Origin of the sequence: Burkholderia sp. BE17 (genome assembly GCF_009362305.1) — a bacterium.
Taxonomy (GTDB): Bacteria; Pseudomonadota; Gammaproteobacteria; order Burkholderiales; family Burkholderiaceae; genus Burkholderia; species Burkholderia pyrrocinia_C.
This window is the reverse complement of record NZ_WHNU01000007.1, coordinates 15,915-42,461: the sequence shown is the minus strand read 5'-3', so window position 1 is coordinate 42,461 and position 26,547 is coordinate 15,915. Positions and strand designations below refer to the sequence as shown.

The 26,547-nt window shown below is 67.9% G+C and carries 25 protein-coding genes; 11 read left to right on the top strand and 14 right to left on the bottom strand.

All coding sequences use genetic code 11. The features are described from left to right. The first annotated feature begins 10 nt into the window (after window positions 1–10). From GD429_RS08425 to GD429_RS08415, 3 genes are read left to right on the top strand one after another with little or no spacing between them, the layout of a single operon-like run. Entirely contained in the window at window positions 11–526 is a 516-nt protein-coding gene (locus GD429_RS08425; RefSeq protein WP_152856518.1) for a hypothetical protein, read from the top strand. A gap of 51 nt (window positions 527–577) precedes the next feature. Further along, window positions 578–1,747: a bacteriohopanetetrol glucosamine biosynthesis glycosyltransferase HpnI gene (gene hpnI, locus GD429_RS08420; protein WP_152856517.1), complete on the top strand. Its 1,170-nt coding sequence runs from the start codon at window positions 578–580 to the stop codon at window positions 1,745–1,747. Next, window positions 1,744–2,832 (top strand): lysylphosphatidylglycerol synthase domain-containing protein, encoded by a 1,089-nt coding sequence (locus GD429_RS08415; RefSeq protein WP_152856516.1) that lies wholly within the window; start codon window positions 1,744–1,746, stop codon window positions 2,830–2,832. The genes hpnI and GD429_RS08415 overlap by 4 nt, the downstream gene beginning before the upstream one ends. A gap of 68 nt (window positions 2,833–2,900) precedes the next feature. On the opposite strand, the gene denD is transcribed toward GD429_RS08415, so the two are convergent. The 8 genes from denD to GD429_RS08375 form a co-directional block, all read right to left on the bottom strand. Beyond that, window positions 2,901–3,872, bottom strand: a complete 972-nt coding sequence (denD, locus tag GD429_RS08410) for a D-erythronate dehydrogenase (RefSeq protein WP_152856515.1) — start codon at window positions 3,870–3,872, stop codon at window positions 2,901–2,903. A 27-nt stretch (window positions 3,873–3,899) separates the two neighbouring features. Next, window positions 3,900–4,676: a 2-oxo-tetronate isomerase gene (otnI, locus tag GD429_RS08405; RefSeq protein WP_072444475.1), complete on the bottom strand. Its 777-nt coding sequence runs from the start codon at window positions 4,674–4,676 to the stop codon at window positions 3,900–3,902. Between the two features lie 76 nt (window positions 4,677–4,752). Beyond that, a complete protein-coding gene (locus tag GD429_RS08400) occupies window positions 4,753–6,078 on the bottom strand; it encodes an MFS transporter (protein WP_152856514.1) in 1,326 nt (441 codons plus the stop codon). 131 nt (window positions 6,079–6,209) lie between these two features. Continuing rightward, window positions 6,210–6,848 carry an aldolase gene (locus tag GD429_RS08395; protein WP_152856600.1) on the bottom strand — a complete coding sequence of 213 codons (639 nt, stop codon included), beginning with the start codon at window positions 6,846–6,848 and terminating at the stop codon, window positions 6,210–6,212. Beyond that, window positions 6,848–8,134: a 3-oxo-tetronate kinase gene (gene otnK, locus GD429_RS08390; protein ID WP_152856513.1), complete on the bottom strand. Its 1,287-nt coding sequence runs from the start codon at window positions 8,132–8,134 to the stop codon at window positions 6,848–6,850. Before otnK ends, GD429_RS08395 begins: the two co-directional genes overlap by 1 nt. A 19-nt stretch (window positions 8,135–8,153) precedes the next feature. Further along, a complete protein-coding gene (gene ltnD / locus GD429_RS08385) occupies window positions 8,154–9,044 on the bottom strand; it encodes an L-threonate dehydrogenase (RefSeq protein ID WP_152856512.1) in 891 nt (296 codons plus the stop codon). Between the two features lie 70 nt (window positions 9,045–9,114). Beyond that, window positions 9,115–9,819 (bottom strand): FadR/GntR family transcriptional regulator, encoded by a 705-nt coding sequence (locus GD429_RS08380; RefSeq protein ID WP_152856511.1) that lies wholly within the window; start codon window positions 9,817–9,819, stop codon window positions 9,115–9,117. A 201-nt stretch (window positions 9,820–10,020) separates the two neighbouring features. Then, on the bottom strand, window positions 10,021–11,094 hold the full coding sequence (locus GD429_RS08375) for a GlxA family transcriptional regulator (protein WP_152856510.1): 1,074 nt from the start codon (window positions 11,092–11,094) through the stop codon (window positions 10,021–10,023). A gap of 284 nt (window positions 11,095–11,378) precedes the next feature. Between GD429_RS08375 and GD429_RS08370 the strand changes: the two genes are divergently transcribed. Genes GD429_RS08370 through GD429_RS08345 form a run of 6 tightly spaced genes read left to right on the top strand, consistent with a single transcriptional unit; the run spans window position 11,379 to window position 18,414 of the window. Next, window positions 11,379–12,764, top strand: coding sequence for an L-serine ammonia-lyase (locus GD429_RS08370; RefSeq protein ID WP_152856509.1), 1,386 nt, complete (start codon window positions 11,379–11,381; stop codon window positions 12,762–12,764). 16 nt (window positions 12,765–12,780) lie between these two features. Further along, window positions 12,781–14,025: a sarcosine oxidase subunit beta family protein gene (locus GD429_RS08365; RefSeq protein ID WP_006480591.1), complete on the top strand. Its 1,245-nt coding sequence runs from the start codon at window positions 12,781–12,783 to the stop codon at window positions 14,023–14,025. A 22-nt stretch (window positions 14,026–14,047) separates the two neighbouring features. After that, window positions 14,048–14,347 carry a sarcosine oxidase subunit delta gene (locus GD429_RS08360; protein ID WP_065501223.1) on the top strand — a complete coding sequence of 100 codons (300 nt, stop codon included), beginning with the start codon at window positions 14,048–14,050 and terminating at the stop codon, window positions 14,345–14,347. Next, entirely contained in the window at window positions 14,344–17,355 is a 3,012-nt protein-coding gene (locus GD429_RS08355) for a sarcosine oxidase subunit alpha family protein (protein ID WP_152856508.1), read from the top strand. Before GD429_RS08360 ends, GD429_RS08355 begins: the two co-directional genes overlap by 4 nt. Then, window positions 17,345–17,977, top strand: a complete 633-nt coding sequence (locus GD429_RS08350) for a sarcosine oxidase subunit gamma (protein WP_152856507.1) — start codon at window positions 17,345–17,347, stop codon at window positions 17,975–17,977. The genes GD429_RS08355 and GD429_RS08350 overlap by 11 nt, the downstream gene beginning before the upstream one ends. Next, window positions 17,974–18,414, top strand: a complete 441-nt coding sequence (locus GD429_RS08345; protein WP_034180809.1) for a dihydroneopterin aldolase — start codon at window positions 17,974–17,976, stop codon at window positions 18,412–18,414. The genes GD429_RS08350 and GD429_RS08345 overlap by 4 nt, the downstream gene beginning before the upstream one ends. An 89-nt stretch (window positions 18,415–18,503) precedes the next feature. Here the strand turns inward: GD429_RS08345 and GD429_RS08340 are convergent, their stop codons facing one another. Further along, window positions 18,504–19,571, bottom strand: coding sequence for an alkene reductase (locus tag GD429_RS08340; protein ID WP_152856506.1), 1,068 nt, complete (start codon window positions 19,569–19,571; stop codon window positions 18,504–18,506). 169 nt (window positions 19,572–19,740) lie between these two features. Here GD429_RS08340 and GD429_RS08335 point away from each other — a divergent pair, with 169 nt between their 5' ends. Beyond that, window positions 19,741–20,616, top strand: coding sequence for a LysR family transcriptional regulator (locus GD429_RS08335; protein ID WP_321574469.1), 876 nt, complete (start codon window positions 19,741–19,743; stop codon window positions 20,614–20,616). A 45-nt stretch (window positions 20,617–20,661) separates the two neighbouring features. Here the strand turns inward: GD429_RS08335 and GD429_RS08330 are convergent, their stop codons facing one another. The 5 genes from GD429_RS08330 to GD429_RS08310 all read right to left on the bottom strand — a co-directional run bounded on the left by GD429_RS08330 (window position 20,662) and on the right by GD429_RS08310 (window position 25,357). Next, the gene (locus GD429_RS08330; protein WP_152856505.1) at window positions 20,662–21,330 is read right to left on the bottom strand and encodes a lytic transglycosylase domain-containing protein; all 669 of its coding nucleotides are present in this window, start codon (window positions 21,328–21,330) and stop codon (window positions 20,662–20,664) included. Window positions 21,331–21,550: 220 nt separating this feature from the next. Further along, complete coding sequence (locus GD429_RS08325) at window positions 21,551–22,327, bottom strand: ABC transporter permease (RefSeq protein WP_152856504.1); 777 nt, start codon at window positions 22,325–22,327, stop codon at window positions 21,551–21,553. Further along, window positions 22,324–23,262, bottom strand: a complete 939-nt coding sequence (locus GD429_RS08320; protein WP_152856503.1) for an ABC transporter ATP-binding protein — start codon at window positions 23,260–23,262, stop codon at window positions 22,324–22,326. The genes GD429_RS08325 and GD429_RS08320 overlap by 4 nt, the downstream gene beginning before the upstream one ends. Then, on the bottom strand, window positions 23,259–24,437 hold the full coding sequence (locus GD429_RS08315) for an ABC transporter permease (RefSeq protein WP_152856502.1): 1,179 nt from the start codon (window positions 24,435–24,437) through the stop codon (window positions 23,259–23,261). Before GD429_RS08315 ends, GD429_RS08320 begins: the two co-directional genes overlap by 4 nt. Next, window positions 24,434–25,357, bottom strand: a complete 924-nt coding sequence (locus GD429_RS08310) for an ABC transporter substrate-binding protein (protein WP_152856501.1) — start codon at window positions 25,355–25,357, stop codon at window positions 24,434–24,436. The genes GD429_RS08315 and GD429_RS08310 overlap by 4 nt, the downstream gene beginning before the upstream one ends. Window positions 25,358–25,523: 166 nt before the next feature. Here GD429_RS08310 and GD429_RS08305 point away from each other — a divergent pair, with 166 nt between their 5' ends. Then, complete coding sequence (locus GD429_RS08305; RefSeq protein ID WP_152856500.1) at window positions 25,524–26,453, top strand: 2-hydroxyacid dehydrogenase; 930 nt, start codon at window positions 25,524–25,526, stop codon at window positions 26,451–26,453. Window positions 26,454–26,547: the final 94 nt, after the last annotated feature.

Sequence of the window (26,547 nt, the reverse complement as noted above, 5' to 3'; positions counted from 1 at the left end):
CGCTTAAGGTTTGCCGCCGGCATTCCCGCTACTATCGGCCACGACATTTCTCCCCCTGACCCCGACCCGGGTTTGCCGCGTCCGGCACGGACCGAACGCACCGGCTCACGAATTCGCGACCCTTCAGTTTGATTTCAGATCGATCCGGGGCGCCCGCACGGGAGGTTCATTCTTCATGGCACCCTCGACGATCGAGCGATGGCGCGCCCACCTGCTGATCGCCGCGCTGGCCGGCATGTTCATTCAGTGTTTCGTGCTGGTTTCGCTGCTTGCATTGCGCATACCCGAAGCGTTTTTCACGACGATGACATTTCGCGTCTGGACCGTCGTCGCGGTTGCGACCGCGATCCTTTCGGCCCGCAAGCTTGCCGATGCGGCGTTCAGGGCCGCGCTCGCGTGCGGATACGTGCGCGTGACCGGAATCGATCGCCGGACGGTAGTTGTGTCATCTGATTGCGCGTATCGTCGGTGGGTCGTCCTTCACATCCGGCTCAACGGGAATCGATACGGCAGCGTGCACGGGTGAGCCCGCGTGCGCGGCCGGTTGCGGTCGTACGGGTCACCACTGGGGAGAAGCATGGTTTTGCTGCATGTGCTGCACGGGCTGGCCGAGGCATTGTCGCTCGTCTGCGGGCTGGGCGCGTTGCTGGGGATTGCGTACACGGTCACGGCCAGCGTGCTGGTCGGCAGGTTCTTTTCCCGGCCGGCGGCGGAGCCGCGCGATTTCCCGGGCGTCACCGTCGCGAAGCCGCTGCACGGCGACGAATGGGATCTCGTACAGCATCTCGAAAGCTGCTTCGTGCAGAATTATCAGGGGCCGGTACAGCACCTGTTCGGCGTGCACGATGCGGGCGACGCGGCGCTCGCGGCCGTCGAGACGCTGCGTGCGCGCTATCCGGACGCGAACATCAAGGTCGTCGCCGATGCGCGGCTGTACGGGCCGAACCGCAAGATCGCGAATCTCGTCAACATGCTCGAACATGCGGAGCATTCGGTGCTCTGTCTCGCCGACAGCGACGTGCTGGTCGAGCGCGATTATCTGCGTGCGGTCGTCGGCGCGCTGCAGCAGCCGGAAGTCGGCATCGTGACGAGCGTGTATCGCGGTGTCGCGTCGCCGGGCTTCTGGCCCGGTGTCGCCGTCGCGATGACGAATTACCATTTCCTGCCCGGCGTGATTACCGGGCTTTTCATCGGGCGTGCACGGCCATGTTTTGGACAGACGATTGCGATCACGCGCGCGACGCTAGAACGCATCGGCGGGCTCACGCGTTTCGCGCATCACCTGGCCGAGGATCACGCGCTCGGCGAAGCGGTGCGGCAAGTGGGCGCGCAGGTCGTCATCCCGCCGTTCGTCGTCGGGCATGCCTGTGTCGAAGAGACGTTCGCCAAGTTGTATGCGCACGAATTGCGCTGGAGTTGCACGATTCGCGCGGCGGACCGGCTCGGCCACGCCGGCTCGGTGCTGATGCACCCGGTGCCGCTCGCGCTGCTGGCCGTGCTGTTCTCCGGCGGTACGCTCGCCGCCTGCTGGCTGACGGTCGCGGCGCTCGCCGCGCGGGCGCTGCTGATGCTGAAAGCGAGCCGGGCAACCGGCGCCGGCCTGCGCGGCGCCCTCTGGCTGCCGTTCGTCGATCTCCTGCAGTTCCTGGTGTTCGTGTCGAGCTTCTTCTCGTCGCACGTCGTCTGGCGCGGCACGCGCTTTCGCGTCGACCGGGAAGGCTTGCTGTCGCCGGCGGGTGAATCATGACGACGGACACGAACACCGCCAACGCCGACGCGGACCGCGTGTCCGCGCGTCACGAGGCGCGGCTCCGGTATGCGGCGCGCGCGGCGGCGCTGGCCGGGCTCGCGCTCGCGGTGTGGCTGATCTGGCGCGAGCATCCGCTGGAAATCCTGCATCGGCTGCGGATCGCCGGCGCAGGGCTGCTCGTCGCCGCGCTGGCCCACATCCTGCCGATGCTCGCGAATGCGTGGGACTGGCGGATGCTGATCCGCGGCCCGCGCCGGCCGTCGTTCGCGACGATGCTGAAGCTCGTGTGGATCCGCGAATCGATCAACGGGCTGCTGCCGGTCGCGCGGATCGGCGGCGAGATCGTGTCGTTCGGGCTGCTGCGGCAGGCGGGTGTGCGGCCGGCGACCATCGTGGCCAGCCTCGTCGCGGACATGCAGCTCACGCTGATCAGCCAGCTGATATTCGCGCTGATCGCGATCGGCTACGTGCTCGAACACGTGTCGTCCGACGCCGCGAAGGTGGCCGCGCACCTCGCCATCGGCATGGCGGCGCTGGTGCCGGTGTTGCTGCTGTTCGCGCTGGTGCAGCATGCGCGGCCGTTCGAGCGAGCGATGCGCGTGATCAACCGGATCACGAGCGGCAAGGTGGTTGCGCTGGTCGGCGAATCGGCACGCACCGATCAGTCGATCCGGATGATCTGGAGAAAGACCGGCATCGTCGTGCGCTATCTGGGGATCTGGCAGACGCTGCAGTTTGCGGGTTATGCGCTGGAAATCTGGCTCGCGCTTTATTTCCTCGGCGCCGATCCGACCTTTGCGCAGGCGCTCGCGATCGAGGCACTGATCCAGCTCGTGAGCAGCATCGCGTTCGTGATGCCGGGCGGTTTGGGCGTGCAGGAGGGCGGGTTCGTGCTGATCGGCGGGCTGCTCGGGTTCGACGCGCCGACCTGTCTCGCGCTGGCCGGCGCCCGCCGCGTGCGCGATCTGCTGTTCTATCTGCCGGGCTTGCTGGCGTGGCAGTGGGCGGCCGGTTCGGCGAACCGGCAGGGCGGCGCGAAGCGCGCGTCGCTCAGCATCGGGGAATCCGCCAGGCCGCGCTGACGCGGCCCGGCGACGCCGCGTGCGTGCCCGGGCGGGCACGTTTGAGCCGACGCGACGCGACGCGTGAATCAGCGCCGTTCGTCGGCGATATGGCTGCGGATCACGTCCGCGAACGACGTGTCGCCCTTCAACCCGAGCGCTTCCGCGCGCGTCGTGTCCCAGCGGCCCGGCCAACTGCCGACGATCTTCTCGACGCGCTCGTCGGGCGCATGGCGGATCAGCTTCACGACATCGTCGCCCGCGACTTCGCGCAGCGCGTCGATCATCTCGTCGACCGACACCGACAGGCCGGGCAGGTTGATCACGCGCTTGTTGCCGAGCTTCGCGCTGTCGATCTCGCAGCCCGCGACGAGCGCTTCGATCGCGCCGCGCGGCGACAGCAGCCACAGCCGCGTCGAACCCGGTACCGGGCACACGCTTTCCTCGCCGTTCAGCGGCTCGCGGATGATGCCGCTCGCGAACGACGAAGCAGCCGCGTTCGGGCGGCCGGGCCGCACGCTGATGGTCGGCAGGCGCAGCACGCGGCCGTCGACGAAGCCGCGCCGCGCGTAGTCGCACAGCAGCAGTTCGGCGATCGCCTTCTCGGCGCCGTAAGACGATTGCGGGTTCAGCGCGGTGTCGTCCTGCACGACGTCGGGCAGCGCGCCGCCGTAGACCGCGACGGAGCTCGTGAACACGACGCGCGGCTGGTGGCCGCGCGCGCGGCACACTTCGAGCAGCGTGCGCGATGCGTCGAGGTTGATCCGCATGCCGAGATCGAAATCGGCTTCGGCCTGCCCGCTGACGATCGCCGCGAGGTGGAAGATCGCGCCGGTCTGCGTGTCGATCGCGCTTTCGAGCACCGCGCGATCGGCGATGTCGCCGACGATCGACGTCACGCGCGCATCGCCGAAATCGCTGCCCTTGACGACGTCGAGCAGCACCAGCTCGTCGATCTTGCTGGTCCGCCCGTCGGGGCCGCTCAGTTCGCCGCGTTCGAGCAGCTTGCGCGCGAGACGCTGGCCGAGAAAGCCGGCGCCGCCGGTGATCAGTACTTTCATGTTCTTTATCCTCGTGGGAATACTGGATTACAGGTACGGCTTGATCCAGCCGAGGCCGGCCGACGTGCCGGCCTTCGGGCGGTATTCGCAGCCGATCCAGCCGTCGTAGCCGAGCGCGTCGATCAGCTCGAACAGGTACGGGTAGTTGAGTTCGCCGAGATCCGGCTCGTGGCGCTCGGGCACGCCCGCTATCTGGATGTGGCCGATGCCCGCGAAATCGCGCTTGAGCTTCATCGCGAGATCGCCTTCGACGATCTGGCAGTGGTAGCAGTCGAACTGCACCTTCAGGTTCGGCGCGCCGACTTCCGCGCAGATCGCCTGCGCGTCGTCCTGGCGGCTCAGGAAATAGCCGGGCATGTCGCGCTGGTTGATCGGCTCGATCAGGATCGTGACGCCGCGTGCGTTGGCGGCCTGTGCCGCATGCCGCAGGTTCGACAGGTAGGTGTCGCGATGGCGCGCGCGATCGGCGCCCGGCGCGACCATGCCGGCCATCACGTGCAGCTTTTTGTTGCCGAGCACGCGCGCATAGTCGAGCGCCTGGTCGATGCCGCGCCGGAATTCGTCCTCGCGGCCCGGCAGCGACGCGATGCCGCGTTCGCCCGCGGCCCAGTCGCCCGGCGGCGCGTTGAACAGCGCCTGTTCGAGGTTGTGCGAGTCGAGGCGCGCGCGGATGTCCTCGGCGGCGAAGTCGTACGGGAACAGGTACTCGACGGCCTTGAAGCCGTCGTAGGCGGCAGCGGCGAAGCGTTCGAGGAACGCGTGCTCGTTGTACATCATCGAGAGGTTGGCGGCGAAGCGTGGCATGGCAGCGGGTCCTGTGAATGAATGGGGCGGGGCGTACCGCGCCCCGCGTCGAATGGTGGCTCAGCGCCTCGGCAACTCAGCGGTTCACGAGTTTCGCGGGCGTGAGCCACACGGCGATCGCGCCGATCACGAGCATCGCCGCCAGCACGTACATGCCGGACGACGTGCTGTGCGTGGCGTCCTTCAGGTAGCCGATCACGTACGGGCTCGCGAAACCGGCGAGGTTGCCGATCGAGTTGATGATCGCGATCCCGGCCGCGGCCGCGGAGCCCGCGAGGAACGCGGTCGGCAGCGACCAGAACAGCGGAGCGCAGGTCAGCACGCCGCCCGCCGCGAGCGACAGGAACACGATCGACACCACCGTATTGTGCGAGTACGACGCGGCGACCGCAAACCCGACCGCGCCCATCAGCGCCGGCACGATCAGGTGCCAGCGGCGTTCGCGGCGCTTGTCCGCGCTGTGGCCGAACAGGTTCATCACGACGATCGCGACGGCGAACGGGATCGCGGACAGCAGGCCGATCTGGAGCGTATCGGTGATGCCGGTCGATTTCACGAGCGTCGGCATCCAGAACGTGAGGCCGTACTGGCCCGTGACGAACGCGAAGTAGATCAGCGACATCCACCACATGCGCGGGTCCGAGAACACGGCTTTCAGCGAATGGCCGTGCTGCTGCTGTTCCTGCGGTTGCGCGGCGATTTCGTCTTCGAGCAGCTGCTTCTCGCGCTCGTCGAGCCACTTCGCGCCGCGGATGCTGTTGTCGAGATAGAGGATCGTCGCGATGCCGATGAGCACGGCCGGCACGGCTTCGATCATGAACATCCATTGCCAGCCGTGGAAACCCGAGCCGCCGTGGAAGCGCTCCATGATCCAGCCCGACAGCGGATTGCCGAAGATGCCCGACACGGGAATCGCGGACATGAACACCGCGATGATCTTCGCGCGGCGGTGCGACGGGAACCAGTACGTGAGGTACAGGATCACGCCGGGGTAGAAACCGGCTTCCGCGAGGCCGAGCAGGAAGCGCAGCACGTAGAACTGCGTCGGCGTCTTCACGAACGCGAACAGCGCGGACAGCAGGCCCCACGTGATCATGATCCGCGCGATCCAGATACGCGCGCCGAGGCGGTGCATCAGCAGGTTGCTTGGCAGTTCGAACAGAAAGTAGCCGAGGAAGAAGATGCCCGCGCCGAGCCCGAATACGGTTTCGCTGAACGCGAGATCCTGCGACATCTGCAGCTTCGCGAAGCCGACGTTCACGCGGTCGAGATACGCGACCACGTAGCAGAGCATCAGGAACGGCACGATGCGCCAGAACACTTTCTTGTAGGTGCGGTCGAGTTCCGCGGCATGGGCGGGCGCAGCGGGCGAGCGGCTTGCGGCCGCGTCGAGAGCAGTCATCGTCGTGTCTCCAAGGATGTCGTGTGCCGGCGGCGCGTAGGCCGCCGGATCGTTTGTGTGTGCTGACGGAAGGCCCGCGCACACGGCGGGCATGGGAATCGGTGCGTGATCGGTACGTGGTGCGCGCCGCGTTACCAGCGCGCGCCGAAGGTCTGGCGCAGTTCGTCGAGCGCCGCGTCGGAAAGCGGCTCGGGCTTCGGGTTCGTCATCAGCCACAGCCGCGCGGTTTCCTCGAACTCCTCGAGCGCATACGACGCGTGCGACACCGACGGCCCCCACATCACGGGGCCGAGACGGTCGAGCAGCACGCCGCGCACCTGGTCGGCGAGCGCCGCGACTTCGGCCGCGACGGCCGGGTCGCCGGGGCGGCGGTAACGGATCAGCGGAATGTGGCCGACCTTCATCACGTAGTACGGCGTGATCGGCGGCAGCACGTCGGTGTCGCGCCACACGCCCGCGAGCGTCAACGCGACGAGGTGCGTCGAATGCGTGTGGACGACGCCGTTCGCTTCCGCGTTGCGCGCGTAGATGCCGCGATGCAGCGCGAGCGTCTTCGACGGCTTGCCGCCCGAGACGGGCTGGCCGTTCAGGCCGACTTTCGCGATGTCGTTCGGGTCGAGCCGGCCGAGGCACGCGTCGGTCGGCGTGATCAGCCAGCCGTCGGGCAGGCGCGCGCTGATGTTGCCGGCGCTGCCGACCGCGTGGCCGCGTGCGTACAGGCTCGCGCCGACGATGCAGATCTCTTCGCGCAGTTTCGCTTCGTCGCTCATCATGCGACTCCGTCCAGCGCGCGCAGCGCCTTGTCGAAAAAGTCCGTCGCGCCGAAGTTGCCGGATTTCAGCGCGAGGCCGAGCGGCTGCGCGTCGATGGTGGCCGTGGCGGGCACGCCCGGATCGATCTGCGCGCCGATCTGCAGCGACTTCACGTCGAGCGCCTGCACGACCGCGCCGGACGTCTCGCCGCCGGCGACGACGAACTTGCGCACGCCGAGTTCGCGCAGGCCCCGCGCGATCGCCGCGAGCGTGCTTTCGACGAGATGGCCGGCCGCTTCGACGCCGAGCGCCTGCTGCACGGCCTTCACTTCGTCGGGCGTGGCGGTCGCGTAGATCAGCACCGGCCGCGGCAGGTGCTCGCGCGCGAAGGCGAGCGCTTCAGCGACGACCGGCTCGCCGCGCGCCGCCGCGAGCGGATCGATGCGGAAGCTCGGCCGCGTCGCGCGCCATGCGGCGACCTGCGCGTTGGTGGCTTTCGACGCACTGCCGGCGAGCACGGCCGACAGCCCGTCGATGCGCGGCAGCGACGCTGCGTTGTCGCGCTCGGGCAGTTGCTCCGCACGGCGGAAATTCGCGGGCAGGCCGAGCGCGATGCCCGAGCCGCCGGTGACGAGCGGCAGGCCCGCGCATGCTTCGCCGAGCACGTAGAGATCGCGGTCGGACAGCGCGTCGGCGATCGCGAAGCGCGCACCTTCCGCGCGCAGCTGGTCGATCCGCGCGCGCACCGCGGCCGCGCCCAGCGCGATCGTGTCGTAGCGGATCAGGCCGACCGGCGATTTCGTCTGCCGTTGCAGCACGCGCACCAGGTTCGCGTCCTTCATCGGCGTGAGCGGATGGTTCTCCATGCCCGATTCGTTCAGCAGCACGTCGCCGACGAACAGGTGGCCGCGATAGATCGTGCGGCCGTTCTCCGGGAACGCCGGGCACGCGATCGTGAAGCCGCCGCCGGCCGCATCGAGCAGCGCGTCGGCCACCGGCCCGATGTTGCCCGCGTCGGTCGAGTCGAAGGTCGAGCAGTACTTGAAGAAAAACTGCCGGCAGCCTTGCGCGCGCAGCCATTCGTACGCGGCGAGCGATTGCGCGACGGCATCGGCCGCGGGGATCGTGCGCGACTTCAGCGCGACGACGATCGCGTCGGCGTCGAGCGTTGCGTTGCCGGCAGGCACGCCGATCGTCTGCACGGTGCGCATGCCGATCTTGACGAGCATGTTCGCGAGATCGGTCGCGCCGGTGAAATCGTCGGCGATGCAGCCGAGCAGGGGACGGGAAGCGGAAGCGGTCATGGCGGGAACGTCGTTCGAATCAGCGGGCGGGCGGCAGCGTGATGCCGGGGAAAGTCTTGATCACGGCGGAATCGTCCTCGCCGCCGTGGCCGGCGCTCGACGCGCTCATGAACATCTGGTGAGCGGTGGCCGACAGCGGCAGCGGGAACTTGCTGCGGCGCGCGGTATCGAGCACGAGGCCAAGGTCCTTCACGAAGATGTCGACGGCCGACAGCGGTGTGTAGTCGCCGTTGAGGATGTGCGGCACGCGGTTCTCGAACATCCACGAATTGCCGGCGCTGTGCGTGATCACGTCGTACAGCGCGTCGGCATCGACGCCTTCGCGCAGGCCCAGCGCCATCGCCTCGGCGGCCGCCGCGATGTGCACGCCGGCCAGCAACTGGTTGATGATCTTCACTTTCGAGCCGATGCCGTGCGCGTCGCCGAGGCGATAGACCTTGCCGGCGATCGCGGCGAGCACGTCCTCGCAGCCCGCGTACGCGGCGGCCGGGCCCGACGTCATCATCGTCATCTCGCCCGATGCCGCGCGCGCGGCGCCGCCCGACACCGGCGCATCGAGCATCTGCAGGCCGGCGGCCTCGATGCGTGCGCCGAGCGCGACCGCGAATTCGGGCGCGACGGTCGCGCTCGCGATCACGACACTGCCCGGCTTCATCGCCGCGACCGCGCCGTGCTCGCCGAACAGCACCGTTTCGGTCTGCGCGGCATTGACGACGAGCGTGACGACGACGTCGCACTGCGCGCCGAGTTCGGCCGGGCTCGCGCAGGCAATGCCGCCTTCGGCGGCGAACGCCTGCAGCACGGTGTCGCGTACGTCGCATGCGTGCACGCGCAAACCTGCGCGCAGCAGCGAGCGGGCGACGCCGAGGCCCATCGCGCCGAGGCCGATGACTCCAACATTTCGTGACATGGTCAACCTTGATCGATTCGGAAGAGGTTCGGGACAACGGCGGCGCCTGGCTCGGCAGGCGCCGCCGGCTTCAGCAGATGCCGGCTTCCGCGAGACGGCGGGCGGCGTTGTACATGTGCGTGCGCGCCGCGTTGCGCGCCGCCATCGGGTCGCGCGCGCGGATCGCGTCGGCGATCGCCGCGTGTTCCTCGCGTACCTGGCGCGAGAAATCCTCGCGCGTCGCTTCGTTGCTGCGCGTGACTTTCACGCCGGCTTCGAGGTACTGGTTCAGGAACTGCAGCGTCTTCAGGAAATACGGGTTGCCGGTGACGGCCGCGATCGTGCGGTGGAACGCGACGTCTTCCGCGACGCCGTCGCGCCCCTCGGCTACTGCTTCGTCGATCTTGCGCAGCGCGTCGTCGATGTCGGCCATGTCGTCGTCGCTGTGATGCAGCGCGGCTTCGGCCGCGACTTCAGCCTCGATCGCGCGGCGCACCGCGAGCAGGTGCGGCATCGAGCTCGCCTCGACGGCTTCCGCATAGTCGATCCGCAGAGGCCGGATCGCGCCGTGCTGGTTCACGAACACGCCGCTGCCCTGGCGCGGCTCGACCACGCCTTCGTTCTTCAGCCGCGAGATCGCCTCGCGGATCACGGTGCGGCTCACGCCGAATTCCTGCGCGAGCACGGCTTCGGTCGGCAGCTTGCCGGTGGCCGAGAAACTGCCGACTTCGATCTGCTTGAGCAGTTGCTGCGCGACGTGATCGCTCATCGCACGGGCGGGAATTTTCTCGAACATGGCGCTCTGGCTTGTAAGGTGATGTGGTCATCATACAAATTTGAGCGAAGTGAAGCATCCGGGATAACCCTCGATCAATGTCGTTCAACGTCGGTCAAGTTGATTGAAACCGGTTCCAATTGAATTGAAATCGGCGCGAGCGAATGTCGCTTTGCAGTTGGTCGGCTGGTCTGGAAAGAGAAGTGCGGGTGCCTTCGGCCGTCAGTCGGCGATGTCCTCGACGGGGTCGACCGTCGCATCCGGCGCCGCGCCGGCTTCCGCCGCTTCGCCGCCGCGCTCGCGATAGGTCGCTGGCGGTACGCCGAACTGCTTGCGGAATTCGCGCCCGAGGTGCGACGCATCGGCGAACCCGCAGCTCGACGCGATATCGGCGACCGTGCGATCCGAACTCGTCAGCAGCCACGCGGCGGTGCGCAGCCGCACCTGCTTCGCGAACACCTGCGGGCTCTTGCCCGTCTCGGCCTTGAACAGCCGCTCGAGCTGCCGTGTCGACAGGTCGAGCTTGCACGCCAGTTCATCGAGCGGCAGCGTGCGCCCGACATGCTGTTCCATCAGGAGAATCGCGCGCTTGACCTTCGGATGCGTCGCGGGTTCAAGCCCTGGCGGATGCGGCTGCGGCGCGTTGCCCTTTTGCATCTCGCCGACCAGCAGGATGCGCAGCGCCTTCTGCACGGTCGCGTGGTCGAAATGGCGCAGCAGGATCGCGGCGGCGACGTCGATCGACGCGCGGCCGCCCGAGCAGGTGATCCGGCGCCGGTCGATCACGAACAGCCGGTCGGCGATCAGCAGGTCGGGGTCGGCGGACGGGAAGCGTTCGATGAAATCCCAGTAGTGGAACCAGCTCACGCAGGTGCGGTAGCCGTCGAGCACGCCGGCGCGCATCAGCGTGAACACGCCGGTGCAGATCCCGACGACCGTCGCGCCGCCCGTCGCCGCGCGGCGGACGAAGTCGAGCGTTTCGGGGCCGGCTTGCGGCCCCGAATGCAGCAGCCCGCCGACCACGACCACATAGTCGAACGGTTCGGCCGCGTCGAACGTCTCCCACGGCGTGATCTGGATCCCGCAACTCGCGCGCACCGGCGCGAGGGTCTCGCCGATCACGCTCCACGCGCAGCGCACGGGCTTGCTGTAGTCGCCGTCGTCGGCCGACAGCCGCAGCATGTCGACGAAGCCCGAGAAGGCCGTCAGCGTGAAGTTCGGCAGCAGCACGATGCCGAAGCGGATGCGCCGCGGCGCGGGTTCTGCGAGGGGGGAAGCGGGTACGTCGGGTGTCATCGCGGCCAATCTCGTCACGCCGGGCAGGCGGTCTCACTCGTTTCACTCTGGTTGCGGGTACGGCTGCCGGGGCGGCGCGGATGGTGCCAGCGTCGCCGATCGGCTTCGGCCGGACTTGTGGTTTTCCGTCGCGAACCATCGCCAAACCGTACTTTTGCACCGGCCGGCGCGGCGCTTGGCGGCGGTATCCCACGCCGATGCCGTTTTTGTTCTATCGGCCAATTTTACGCTTTGATGTACTGGTGCCCAACGTCATTCCACGCATGTCATCCAGAGGAAGCCAGATGAACGTCAGCGCGTTCGACCTGTTCAAGATCGGCATCGGCCCGTCCAGTTCGCATACGGTCGGCCCGATGATCGCCGCGTGCCGCTTCGCGTCGCACGTGGAGGACGCGAACCTGCTCGGCTTCGTGCGCCGCGTGCGGGTCGAGCTGTACGGCTCGCTCGGCGCGACCGGCAAGGGCCACGGCACCGACAAGGCCGTGCTGCTCGGCCTCGAGGGCCACCTGCCCGACACGATCGATCCGGACCTGATCGAGCCGCGGCTCGCCGCGATCCGCGCGGAGAAGTCGCTGTCGCTGCTCGGCAAGCAGACGGTCCGCTTCGAGGAAAAGGAGCACATCGGCTTCTTTCGCAAGCTGATGAGCGGCACGAGCATCGTGCACCCGAACGGGATGCGCTTCCAGGCATTCGACGAACACGGCCAGTTGCTGGTCGAGAAAGAGTATTACTCGGTCGGCGGCGGCTTCGTCGTGAACCGCGACGGCGATCGCGTGAACGGCGTGCGCGCGGCGGTCGAGGTGCCCTATCCGTTCCGCACCGGCGACGACCTGATGCGCCAGTGCCGCGAACACGGGCTGTCGATCGCCGAGCTGATGCTGCGCAACGAAAGCGCGCTGCGCCCCGCCGACGAAGTGCGCGCCGGGCTGCTCGCGATCTGGCGCACGATGGCCGCATGCGTCGAGCGCGGCTGCAAGGTCGAAGGCGAGCTGCCGGGCCCGATGCGCGTGAAGCGCCGCGCGGCCGAGATGAACGGGCACCTGCGCGCGCGTTCGGAAGAGTCGCTGCGCGACCCGCTGTCGATGCTCGACTGGGTCAACCTGTACGCGATGGCCGTCAACGAGGAAAACGCGGCGGGCGGGCGCGTCGTCACCGCGCCGACCAACGGTGCGGCCGGCGTGATTCCCGCGGTGCTGCACTACTACGTGAAGTTCGTGCCGGGCTCGAACGAAGCCGGCATCGTCGAATTCCTGCTGACGGCCGCGGCGATCGGGATCATCTACAAGGAAACCGCGTCGATTTCCGGCGCGGAAGTCGGTTGCCAGGGCGAAGTGGGCGTCGCGTGCTCGATGGCCGCGGCCGCCCTCGCCGCGGTGATGGGCGGCACGCCCGACCAGGTCGAGAACGCCGCCGAGATCGGCATGGAGCACAACCTCGGGATGACGTGCGACCCGGTTGGCGGGCTCGTGCAGATCCCGTGCATCGAGCGCAACGCGATGGGCGCGATCAAGGCGCTGAATGCATCGCGCATGGCGCTCAAGGGCAACGGCCAGCACTACGTGTCGCTCGATTCCGTGATCAAGACGATGCGCGAGACGGGTGCCGACATGAAGACGAAATACAAGGAAACGTCGCGCGGCGGTCTCGCCGTGAACGTCATCGAATGCTAACGAAGGGTCAATCATCATGAGCCGCTACTCGATATTCAGCCTGTTCCGCAACGGCCTCTCGTATCACGAGAACTGGGAAAAGCAGTGGAAGAGCCCGGAACCGAAGAAGGAATACGACGTCGTGATCGTCGGCGGCGGCGGCCACGGCCTCGCGACCGCTTACTACCTCGCGAAGGAACACGGGATCACGAACGTCGCGATCCTCGAGAAGGGCTGGATCGGCGGCGGCAACACCGCGCGCAACACGACGATCGTGCGCTCGAACTATCTGTGGGACGAATCGGCCGCGCTGTACGAGAAGGCTATGAAGCTGTGGGAAGGGTTGTCGCAGGACCTGAACTACAACGTGATGTTCAGCCAGCGCGGCGTGATGAACCTCGCGCACACGCTGCAGGACGTGCGCGACACCGAGCGCCGCGTCAACGCGAACCGGCTGAACGGCGTCGATGCCGAATTCCTGACGCCCGCGCAGATCAAGGAAATCGAGCCGACGATCAACCTGAACAGCCGCTACCCGGTGCTCGGCGCATCGATCCAGCGCCGTGCGGGCGTTGCACGCCACGACGCGGTGGCCTGGGGCTTCGCGCGCGGCGCGGACCGTGCGGGCGTCGACATCATCCAGAACTGCCAGGTGACCGGCATTCGCCGCGAAGGCGGCGCGGTGGTCGGCGTCGATACGGTGAAGGGTTTCATCAAGGCGAAGAAGGTCGCGGTGGTGGCAGCCGGCAACACGACGACGCTCGCCGACATGGCCGGCGTGCGCCTGCCGATCGAAAGTCACCCGCTGCAGGCGCTGGTGTCCGAGCCGATCAAGCCGGTGGTCAACTCGGTGATCATGTCGAACGCGGTGCACGCGTATATCAGCCAGTCCGACAAGGGCGACCTCGTGATCGGCGCGGGCATCGACCAGTACACGGGCTTCGGCCAGCGCGGCAGCTTCCACATCATCGAAAGCACGCTGCAGGCGATCGTCGAGATGTTCCCGGTGTTCTCGCGCGTGCGGATGAACCGCCAGTGGGGCGGCATCGTCGACGTGTCGCCGGACGCGTGCCCGATCATCACCAAGACCGACGTGAAGGGCCTTTATTTCAACTGCGGCTGGGGCACCGGCGGCTTCAAGGCGACGCCCGGCTCGGGCTGGGTGTTCGCGCACACGATCGCGCGCGACGAACCGCATCCGCTGAACGCGCCGTTCGCACTCGACCGCTTCTACACGGGCCACCTGATCGACGAGCACGGCGCTGCCGCCGTTGCGCACTAACCCCACCATTGGAGAAACAAACATGTTGCTGATCGAATGTCCGTGGTGCGGGCCGCGCGCCGAATCCGAATTCTCGTGCGGCGGCGAAGCCGACATCGTGCGCCCCGTCAACAACGAGAACATGACCGACCGCGAATGGGGCGAGTACGTGTTCATGCGCGAGAACAAGCGCGGGCTGCACAAGGAGCAATGGCTGCACACGCAGGGCTGCCGCCGCTGGTTCAAGGCCACGCGCGACACGGTGACCTACGATATCAAGGGATACGAAACGTTCGGTGGCGCAGCCGCCGGCAACGCACACGAAGAGGGCACGAGCAAATGAGCCAGAAAGACCGTCTCGGCACCGGTGGCCGCATCAATCGCGCGATTCCGTTGACGTTCACGTTCAACGGCCGCACGTACCAGGGCTTCCAGGGCGACACGCTCGCGTCCGCGCTGCTCGCGAACGGCGTGCACTTCGTCGCGCGCAGCTTCAAGTACCACCGTCCGCGCGGGATCGTGACCGCGGACGTCGCGGAACCGAATGCCGTCGTGCAGCTCGAATCGGGCCCGTACACGGTGCCGAACGCGCGCGCGACCGAAATCGAGCTGTACCAGGGGCTCGTCGCGACCAGCGTGAACGCGGAGCCGACGCTCGAGAACGACAAGTACGCGATCAACCAGAAGTTCTCGCGCTTCCTGCCGGCCGGCTTCTACTACAAGACCTTCATGTGGCCGCGCAACATGTGGCCGAAGTACGAAGAGAAGATCCGCGAGGCGGCCGGCCTCGGCAAGGCGCCCGAGGCGCTCGACGCCGATCGCTACGACAAATGCTACGCGCACTGCGACGTGCTCGTGGTCGGCGGTGGCCCGTCGGGCCTCGCCGCCGCGCATGCGGCCGCGACGGCCGGCGCACGCGTGATCCTCGTCGACGACCAGCGCGAGCTCGGCGGCAGCCTGCTGTCGTGCCGCGCCGAGATCGACGCGAAACCCGCGCTGCAGTGGGTCGAGAAGATCGAGGCCGAGCTGCGCAAGCTGCCCGACGTGACGATCCTGTCGCGCAGCACCGCGTTCGGCTACCAGGACCACAACCTCGTGACGGTCACGCAGCGCCTGACCGATCACCTGCCGGTGTCGATGCGCAAGGGCACGCGCGAACTGCTGTGGAAGGTCCGCGCGAAGCGCGTGATCCTCGCCACCGGCGCGCACGAGCGTCCGATCGTGTTCGGCAACAACGACCTGCCGGGCGTGATGCTCGCGTCGGCCGTGTCCACCTACGTGCATCGCTTCGGCGTGCTGCCGGGTCGCAACGCGGTCGTGTTCACGAACAACGACCGCGCGTACCAGACCGCGCTCGACCTGAAGGCGTGCGGCGCGAAGGTGACGGTCGTCGATTCGCGCGCGTCGTCGAACGGCGCGCTGCCGGCCGCTGCAAAGCGGCAGGGCGTGACGGTGATGAGCGGCGCGGTCGTGACGGGCGCATCGGGCAAGTGGCGCGTATCGTCGGTCGACGTCGCGTCCAGCACGAACGGGCAAGTGGGCGGCAAGCTGCAGACGCTGCCGTGCGACCTCGTCGCGATGTCGGGCGGCTTCAGCCCCGTGCTGCACCTGTTCGCGCAGTCGGGCGGCAAGGCCTGCTGGAACGACGAGAAGGCATGCTTCCTGCCGGGCAAGCCCGTGCAGGCGGAGTCGAGCATCGGTGCGGCGGCGGGCGAATTCGGCCTCGCGCGTGCACTGCGGCTCGCGGTCGATGCGGGCGCGGAAGCGGCGAAGGCGGCGGGCTTCACGGCCGCGCAGCGCCCGGTCGCGCCGCAGGTCGCCGAAACCGTCGAAGGCGCACTGCAGCCGCTGTGGCTCGTCGGCAGCCGCGAGGCCGCGGCGCGCGGGCCGAAGCAGTTCGTCGATTTCCAGAACGACGTGTCGGCCGCCGACATCCTGCTCGCCGCGCGCGAAGGCTTCGAATCGGTCGAGCACGTGAAGCGCTATACGGCGATGGGCTTCGGCACCGACCAGGGAAAGCTCGGCAACATCAACGGGATGGCGATCCTCGCGCAGGCGCTCGGCAAGTCGATTCCGGAAACGGGCACGACGACGTTCCGCCCGAACTACACGCCCGTGTCGTTCGGCACGTTCGCGGGCCGCGAGACCGGCGATTTCCTCGATCCGATCCGCAAGACCTGCGTGCATGAATGGCACGTCGAGCACGGCGCGCTGTTCGAGGACGTCGGCAACTGGAAGCGGCCGTGGTATTTCCCGAAGAACGGCGAGGATCTCCATGCGGCCGTGAAGCGTGAATGCCTCGCGGTGCGCAACAGCGTCGGCATCCTCGATGCATCGACGCTCGGCAAGATCGACATCCAGGGCCCCGACGCAGTGAAGCTGCTGAACTGGATGTACACGAACCCGTGGAACAAGCTCGAAGTCGGCAAGTGCCGCTACGGGCTGATGCTCGACGAGAACGGGATGGTGTTCGACGACGGCGTGACGGTGCGCCTCGCCGACCAGCATTTCATGATGACGACCACGACGGGCGGCGCGGCGCGCGTGCTCACGTGGCTCGAACGCTGGCTGCAGACCGAATGGCCCGACATGAAGGTGCGGCTCTCGTCCGTCACCGATCACTGGGCGACGTTCGCGGTGGTCGGCCCGAAGAGCCGCAAGGTCGTGCAGAAGGTGTGCCAGGACATCGACTTCGGCAACGAGGCGTTCCCGTTCATGAGCTACCGCAACGGCACCGTCGCGGGTGCGAAGGCGCGCGTGATGCGGATCAGCTTCTCGGGCGAGCTGGCCTATGAAGTGAACGTGCCGGCGAACGCGGGCCGCGCGGTATGGGAGGCGCTGATGGCGGCCGGTGCCGAGTTCGACATCACGCCGTACGGCACCGAGACGATGCACGTGCTGCGCGCCGAGAAGGGCTACATCATCGTCGGCCAGGATACCGACGGCTCGATCACGCCGTACGACCTCGGGATGGGCGGGGTCGTCGCGAAGTCGAAGGACTTCCTCGGCAAGCGTTCGCTCGCGCGCTCGGACACCGCGAAGGAGGGCCGCAAGCAGTTCGTCGGCCTGCTGACCGAGGACGAGCAGTTCGTGCTGCCGGAAGGCGCGCAGATCATCGAGAAGGACACGCAGGTGTCGGCGGTCGATCCGACGCCGATGATCGGCCACGTGACGTCGAGCTACTACAGCCCGATCCTGAAGCGCTCGATCGCGCTCGCGGTGGTGAAGGGCGGCCTGAACAAGATGGGCGAGAGCGTCGTGATTCCGCTGGCCAACGGCAAGCGCATCACCGCGAAGATCTCGAGCCCGGTTTTCTACGATACCGAAGGGGTGCGTCAGCATGTGGAATGAAACGAGAAACCAGACGCAGGTGGCGGGCGCGGGCGGCGTGACGCTTGAATCGCCGTTCGTCGGCGCGACCGACGTGCTGAAGACGCACCAGGCGCGCGCATCGAAGAAGTTCAAGCTGCGCGAGCGGCCGTTCCTCGATCTCGTCAACGTGCGCGGCGAGTTGAGCGATCCGGCGTTCGTGAGCGCGTTCGAGCGCGTGGTCGGCTGCCGGCCGCCCGCTCAGCCGAACACGACCGTGCGCGGCGCGGAGTACGACGTGCTGTGGCTCGGCCCCGACGAGTGGCTCGTGCGCTCGAACGGGCCGGTGCAGGCCGGCGTGCTCGAGGCAAAGCTCGCGGAGGCCGTGCAGGGCACGTATTCGGCGGCCGTCGATGTCGGCAGCGGCTACACGGTGGTCGAGATCAGCGGCGAACGCGTGCGCGACGTGCTCGCGCGCGGCTGCCCGCTCGATCTCCATCCGCGTGCGTTCAAGCCGGGCCAGTGCGCGCAGTCGCATTACTTCAAGGCGTCGATCGTGCTGATCCCGACCGGCGACGATGCGTACGAGATCGTGCTGCGCCGCAGCTTCGCCGACTACTTCGTGCGCATCATGCTCGACGCCGCCGAGCCGCTCGCGTCATGAAGCCGTTCGACGAACCGTTCGTGGCGATCGACGCGCCGCGCCTGCGCGGGCGCGGCTGGAGCGTGTTCGTCGACGAACTGAAGGTGCCCGCGCGGATCGGCATTCACGCGCACGAGCATGAAGCGCCGCAGCCGATCGTGATCGATGCGCGGCTCGGGTATCGCTGCGAGCCGAGCGAACAGGGCGAGTGGATCGATTACGACGGTTATTGCGCGCGCGTCGCGTCGTTTCTGTCGCACAAGCCGCATACGCGGCTGCTGGAGACGCTCGTCGCCGATATCGCGGTGCTGTCGTTCCGCGAATGGCCGGCGCTGGAGTCGCTGACGCTGTCGGTGTACAAGCCGAAGATCCGGCCCGGCACGAAGCGGGTCGGCGTGTCGCTCGACTGGACGCGCGGGGATTATTTGCGGTGGACGGGGGCGGCGGGGCAGATTTGATTCGCTGATCGGCCCGTGTCGTTCTGAAAGCGGCGCGTCATGACGAAGTCATGGCGCGCCGTTTCTCTTTGCAGTGCTTGTTGCAGCAGTTACGCCGTACCGTTCAGCACCGGATAATCCACATACCCGCGCGCATCGCCGCCGAAGAACGTGTCGCGCTGCGCGTCGTTCATCGGCGCGCCCGTCTTCAGCCGCGTCACGAAATCCGGATTCGCGAGCACCATCTGGCCGTACGCTTCGAGATCGGCGAGGCCCACTGCGACATCCGTGCCGATCGCGTCGCGCGTGCGGCCCGGCCGGTTCACGATCAGCGTGCCGCTCCAGCGCTCGCGCAGGTCAGCGAGCAGCGGCTCGTCGCCCTGGTGCATCACGTGCAGGTACGCGAGGCCGAGCCGGTCGAGCTGCGTCGCCAGGTGGCGATACAGGTCCGGCCCTTCCGCGCCTTCGTCGATGCCCCACAGCGTGGTGCCGGGCGACAGGCGGATCGCGGTGCGGTCCGCGCCGATCTCGTCGGCGATCGCCTCGGCGATCTCGATCGCGAAGCGCGCGCGATTCTCGGTCGACCCGCCGTAGGCGTCGCTGCGCGTGTTGGCGTTCGGCGCGAAGAACTGCTGGACCAGATACCCGTTCGCGCCATGGATCTCGACGCCGTCGGCGCCGGCCTCGATCGCGCGGCGCGCGGCGAAGCGGAAGTCGTTCACGGTGTCGCGCACCTCGTCCGTCGTCAGCGCGCGCGGCGCGGGAATCTCCTGCATCCCCTTCACCGTGAACATCGGCACGCCCGGCGCGATCGCCGACGGCGCGACGCCCTGGCGATGATGCGGCGTATTGTCGGGGTGCGACATGCGCCCCACGTGCATCAACTGGATGAACAGGCGGCCGCCGCGCGCATGCACGCGGTCGCTGATCGCCTTCCAGCCGGCGACGTGCGCATCGGTATAGATGCCGGGCGTCGTCAGGTAGCCCTGGCCGTCGTCGGACGGCTGCGTGCCTTCGCTGACGATCAGGCCGAGGCCCGCGCGCTGCGCATAGTATTCGGCGGCCAGTTCGCCGGGCGTGCCGTCGAACGCGGCGCGGCTGCGCGTCATCGGCGCCATGACCAGGCGGTTCTGCAGCGTGTAGCGGCCGACCCGGGCCGGGGTGAACAGTGCGTCCATGATGCGTGACTCCTCGAAGTTCGGGATGCGGGATCGGGGCGATCCCGCATCGGGCGGCGGCCGCGCACGTTGCGCCGGCCTCGCCTCCACGTGTGCATCATCCATTGCTTCTTTTTCGAGATAAATATGGTAATTTGGATAACATTGATCCATTGATGGAGCAGTGGGCGTGGAGCTGCTGAACGACATGGCGCTGTTCGTGGAAGTCGTGAAGGCGAAGGGCTTTCGCAGCGCGGCCGACGCGCTGGGCATGCCGAATTCGACGCTGTCGCGGCGGATCGGCGCGCTGGAAAAAGCGATCGGCTTGCGGCTGCTGCATCGCACGACGCGTCGCATCGAGCTGACGGAGGCCGGGCAGCTGTATTTCGAGCGCTGCAAGCGCATCGTCGACGAGGCGCGCCTCGCGCACGAACAGCTCGGCGAACTGCTGGCCGAACCATCGGGCGTGCTGCGCGCGTCGTTTCCCGTCGATTTCGCGGTGATCTACCTGACGCCGCTGATCGTCGAATTCGCGAACCGTTATCCGAAGCTGACGTTCGATTTCGAGCTGACGTCGCGGCGCGTCGATCTGGTGAGCGAGCCGTTCGACGTCGCGATCCGCATCGGCGAATCGGCGGATTCGCAACTCGTCGCGCGGCGGCTCGCCACGTTCCGCAATCACCTGTATGCGTCGCCGCGCTATCTGGAGCGCTCGGGCGAGCCGCGCGAGCCGGACGACCTGACGCGGCATCAGTGCCTGAGCGTGCAGCGCGTCGATGCGTGGACGCTGCATGACGACGCGCGGGAGGTCGAGGTGCCGGTGGGTGGTCGCTTCGTCGTGAACAGCGTCGGCATGGTCCGGCAACTGGCCGTGCACGATGCGGGGATCATCCAGATGCCGGAGGAGGTCGTGGCCGACGACGTGGCCGCAGGGAGGTTGCGTCGCGTGCTGCCCGGATGGGAGGGCGCGCCGGTGCCGATCTATGCGATGACGGAAACGCGTTTGTTGCCCGCGAAGACGCAGATTTTCATCGAGTTTCTGCGCGAGCATTTCGCGCAGGCATAGCGCCTCGAGCGGCCTGAAAGTTTCGGGAGTGCGCGCGGAGTGCGCTTAGCGGGTGCTGCGGCTCGCGGCCGGCGGCGACGTCGACGATTCGCTTACCGGCACCATCCGCGCCTTAGTATCGTTCGCAGCTTTCACGTCGTCAGGTTCGAGCACGAACCGGAACGAATCGACCCGCTGCATCACCTTCGCCGCATACGCGTTCGAACCGCCATAGTTCTTCAGCCCGGCCTGCACGTTGCCGCCGGCCGCCCTTACGTAGCCCGACAGGATCGCGGAGCCCACTTCGACGTTCGCGTTCGGCTCGGTCAGATCCTTCACGTTGCGCAGCAGGCCGCGGTGTGCGGCCGGCACGACCTGCATCAGCCCCGTTGCGCCATGCTGGCCGCGCGCCTTTTCCTGGAAGCGCGATTCGATCGAGATGATGGCGTAAACGAGTGCCGGGGGCAGCGAATATTTCGTCGCAGTAACGCTCACGATATCGGCGAGCTTCGCGGCCCGCTCCTTCGCGACGCCGAATTTCTTCGACAGGTAGGCCGTGATGCGGCGGTTTGCTTCGTTCGGCTGATCGTTGGCGTCGGCGAGCGGCGCGGATGCGACGGACGGTGCCGATGCGGCCGCTTCGGGCGCGGATGCAGGCACTGCTGGCGCTTGCTGCGCCGATGCCTGTTGCGCGATGCCGAGCGAAAGCACGATCAGACAGAGAAACCGTCGCATGGTGGAGTGCGGGAAATTGGGAGGCGCATAGTATATCGGCCAATCGCCGCCGGTGGTCGAGCGCCGGCTCGAATGAAAGCACCGTGTAGGCTTGTATCGGTTCGCGACGATCGATGGGCCGATCGTTGCATGGGCACGCATCGGAGTCCGGATGAATGTCACCGTCGGTTCCGGGATCGTATCCTCATTTCCCCGTGCATGGAAAAGCGACGCGAACCGTCTATGCGCGCCGCGCGGCAGCCACCCGAGCAAGCGCGCCGATCGCATCGCTGACGAGCACCGCGAGCAGTCCGACGATCACGCCGCCCTGCAGCACGAACGCGGTGTTCGACGTCTGCAGGCCCGCGATGATCACGTCGCCGAGCCCGCGCGCGGCGACCGTCGAGCCGATCGTCGCGGTGCCGAGATTGATCACGACCGCGAGCCGGATGCCGTTGACGATCACCGGAAACGCGAGCGGCAGCTCGACCGACACCAGTTGCTGCCAGCCGCTCATCCCCATCCCGCGCGCGGCGTCGACGACGTCGCGCGGCACGTCTTCGAGCCCCGCGATCGTGCTTTCGAAAATCGGCAGGAGCCCGTACAGCACGAGCGCGATCAGCATGGGTTTCAATCCGAAACCGACGGCCGGCACCGCAAGTGCGAGCACCGCGACCGGCGGGAAAGTCTGGCCGATGTCGACGACGCTGCGCGCGACCGGCAGGAAATCCGCGCCGGCCGGCCGCGTGACGAAGATGCCGGCCGCGACCGCGACAATCGTGCCGATCAGGCTCGACAGCGCGACCGTGCCGAGATGCGCGAGCGTGAGATCGAGCAGGCTCGCGCGATCGTAGATGACCGGCGCGCCGTTGTCTGCGAACGGCGCGAACAGACCTTGCAGCCATGCTGGGCGCAACAGCAGCACGAGCAGCAGCGCGAGTGCGGCCGCGCGGGCCGCATAGGCTGGCGACCGCCGGCGCAGCGCCGAACGCGTTGGCCGCACGCCGTGCGTCGTCATGCGGGTTTCCTCGCGTGTGCACGGATCGCATCGAGCGTGATGCGGCGCGCGACGCGGCCGTTGCCGTCGTCCACGGGAAGCGCGTCCGCACCGCGCCACAGCAGCTCGGACACCGCGTCGCGCAGCGTGCGCGTCGCGGCGATCGGTTCGCCGTCGGCATGACCGGGTTCGGCTACCGCGTCGATCGGCGTCAGCGCGAGCAGGCGCAGCGGCCGGTCGACACCCGCGACGAGCTGCTCGACGACGCCGGCTGCCGGCTTGCCGAGAATCTCGGCGGGCGGCGCGACCTGCAGCAGCCGTCCGCCGTCCATCACCGCGATCGTGTCGCCGAGCTTCAGCGCTTCCTCGATATCGTGCGTGACGATCACGACCGTGACGCCGAGGCGGCGCTGCAACGCGAACAGGTCGTCCTGCGCCTTGCCGCGAATGATCGGATCGAGCGCGCCGAACGGTTCGTCCATCAGCAGCATCCCGGGCTCGGCCGCGAGCGCGCGCGCGACGCCGACGCGCTGCTGCTGGCCGCCCGACAGCTCGTGCGGCAGCTTGTCGGCGAACTCGGCCGGCGCGAGATGGAACAGGTCGAGCAGTTCGTTCACACGCGCTTCGATGCGCGCCGGCGGCCAGCCGAGCAGGCGCGGCACGGTCGCGATGTTGCGCGCGACGCTCCAGTGCGGAAACAGCCCGTGCCCCTGGATCGCATAACCGATACCGCGTCGAAGCTGCTCGGGCGCGACGCTCGCCGTATCGACGCCGTCGATGCGGATCGTGCCGCTGGTGGGCGCGATCAGCCGGTTGATCATGCGCAGCAGCGTCGACTTGCCGCTGCCCGATGCGCCGACGAGCGCGGTGATCGTGCCGCGCTTCATCGTCAGCGATACATCGTCGACGGCGACGACGTCGCCGAAGCGTTTGCCGACACGTTCGATCTCGATCATCCCGCTCGCCCCTTCGCGAGCGACGTCGCGGCTTCGAACACGACGGCGGCCGCCAGTGCGAGCGCGATCGTCGGGATCGCGCCGAGCAGCACGAGATCGGCGGCCGATTGCCCGATCCCCTGGAAGATGAAGGTGCCGAACCCGCCGCCGCCGATCAGCGCGGCGACCGCGGTCAGGCCGATGTTCTGCACGAGCACGATGCGCACGCCGCTCAGGATCACCGGCAGCGCGAGCACGAGGTCGACGCGCAGCAGCCGCTGCGCGCGCGTCATGCCCATCGCGCGCGCCGCTTCGGTCACGTGCGGCGGCACTTGCTCGAGCCCGACCACGACGCTCGATGCGATCGGCAGCAGCGAATACAGGAACAGCGCGAGCACGGCCGGCGCGACGCCGATTCCGCGGATGCCGAGCGCGGCCGCGAGCGGCACGTGCGCGGCGAGCAGGCCGAGCGGCGCCATCATCAGCCCGTACATCGCGATGCTCGGGATCGTCTGCACGACGTTGAGCACGGGCATCGCGACGGTGCGCACCGCCGCGATGCGCGCGCACGCGATGCCGAGCGGCACACCGGCGACGAGCGCGGCCGCGACCGAGCCGCCCGCGAGCGACACGTGCCGGGTGGCCTCGCGCCAGAAATCGTCGCTGCGCACCGCGTATTCGCGCATCACGGAGAGGCCGTCCCACCAGCCGCTCGCGAGCGGCACCGAGATCGCCGCAATCGCGACGACGAGCGCGACGAGGCGCCGCCACGGGCCGAACGCGAGCCGCGCGAGCGCGTCGGCGACGAGCACGGCCCACGCGAACAGCAGCAGCCAGACGCCAGCCGCGGGCGACACGCGCGCGAGCATGTCGTCGGGCGCGACGACGTGCGTCGCGGCTGCACCGACCGCATATGCGAGCGTCGCGAGCCACGTGCAGCCGGCCGCGAGCCGCCACGCGGGGCGGCTCGCCGTCATCGCCCACAGCGCGCCGGCGATCCATAGCGCGGCGAACACCGCGCCCTGCACGGCGGGCAGCGCGGCGAACACCGACAGGTCGGCGCCGGCCGCGATCCGGTTCGGCCGCAGCACCGCGAACGGCAGGCCGAGCACGCCGACGATCGTCAGGATACCGATCAGGATGCCGACCTTGTCGGGTATCACGCGCCGCGCGGACGCTGCCGCGCGACCCGTCATTTAACGAAGCCCTTCGATTTCAGGTAGCTTTTCGCGACGCCGGCCGCCGGCTCGCCGTTGATCTGGATGCGTGCGTTCAGCGACTGCAGCGTCTTCAGGTCGAGGCTTGCAAACACGGGCTGCAGGTAATCGGCGATCTGCGGATGCGCTTTCAGCACGGCTTCGCGGATCACGGGAGTCGGCGCGTAAACGGGCTGCACGTGCTTGTCGTCGTCGAGCACCGCGAGGCCGCTCGATGCGATGCCGCCGTCGGTGCCGTAGACCATCGCGGCGTTCACGCCGTCGGTCTGGTTCGCGGCGGCCTTGATCGTCGCGGCCGTGTCGCCGCCAGACAGCACGACGAGCTGCTCGGGCTTCAGCTTGAAGCCGTACGCCTTCTCGAACGACGGCAGCGCGGACGCGCTGTTCACGAATTCGGCCGACGCGGCGAGCTTCAGCTTGCCGCCGCCCGCGATCCATTTGCCGAAATCGGAGAAGGTCTTCAGGTGCTGCGATTGCGCGACAGGCGCGAGCACGGCGACGCCCCACGTGTTGTTCGCGGGCGCCGGTGCGAGCCACACGAGATGGTTCGCCGCGTAGTCGAGCTTCTTCGCGGTGTCGTAGCCTTGGCTTGCGTTCTTCCACACCGGATCGTCGGCCTTGTTGAAGAAGAACGCGGCATTGCCGGTGTATTCAGGGTAGATGTCGATCTCGCCGCTCGTGAGCGCCTTGCGCACGATCGGCGTCGTGCCGAGCGCGATCTTTTCGGTGACCGGAATGCCGTGGGCCTTCAGCACCTGCGCGATGAGGTTGCCGAGCAGGTTGCCTTCGGTGTCGATCTTCGAAGACACCACGACGGGCGTGTCGGCGTGCGCGCCGGGCGCGACGAGCGCGGCGGCGAATGCGAGGCCCAGGATCCGGGCGGGCAGGGCGAGCTTCATCAGGGCCAATCTCCAGGACGGGGGCGTACGCCGAAAGTTACTTGACTGAGCCGGCTTTGGCAAACCGCGTGCGGCGGCGTGCCCACAGCCCGTGTGGGGATAACCCGCATCCGTCATGCGGGCTTGTTACACTGAAATCCGTTCCCGCCTGCGGACACTTGCTGACATGAAGCCCGAGCTGCTGGTCCTCATCGCATTGCGCGGCGACGCGCATCGCGAGATCGCCGCGTCGTTCGACGTGCGCTACGCCCCGACCGCCGAAGAACGCGAACGTGCGATCGCCGAACACGGCGGCACGATTCGCGCGGTGCTGACCAACGGTAGTACGGGCCTTGCCGCTGCCGACATCGATCGCCTTCCACAACTCACGTTCGTCAGCGCCCTTGGCGCCGGCTACGAGCATATCGATGTTGCGCATGCGAAGGCGCGCGGCATCACGGTCGTGACGGGCGCCGGCACCAACGACGATTGCGTCGCCGATCACGCGTTCGCGCTGCTGCTCGCGGCGGTGCGCGGCGTCGTGCGGCTCGATGCGAAAACCCGCGCGGGCGTATGGCGCGAGGCGCTGCCGATGCCGCCGAACGTGTCGGGCAAGAAGCTCGGCATCGTCGGGCTCGGCAAGATCGGCGAGAAGTGCGCGCGCCGCGCGGCCGGCTTCGACATCGAGATCGGTTATCACAACCGTTCCGCGAAGGACGTTCCTTACCGCTATTTCGATCGGCTCGACGCGCTCGCGCAGTGGGCCGATTTCCTGATCGTCGCGACGCCGGGCGGCGCGGGCACGCGGCACATGATCGACCGCGCGGTGCTCGACGCGCTCGGCCCCGGCGGTTTTGTCGTCAACGTATCGCGCGGCAGCGTTGTCGATACCGCTGCTTTGGCGGATGCGCTGCGCGAAGGGCGCATCGCGGGCGCGGGGCTCGACGTGTATGAAGGGGAACCGGAGCCGCCGCGCGCGCTGACGGATCTCGACAGCGTCGTACTGACGCCGCACATGGGCGGCTGGTCGCCCGAGGCGCTCGATCGTTCGGTGCAGCAGTTTCTCGACAACGCCGCGCGGCATTTCGCGGGGCAGCCGGTGCTGACGCCCGTTTGAGTCGGGTTTGAATCAGGTTGTTCGCAGATAAAACAGTGCGGACGGCGACCGACGTCGAAATGACGTCGGCCGCCGTCCGCCTTGCGTCACGCGC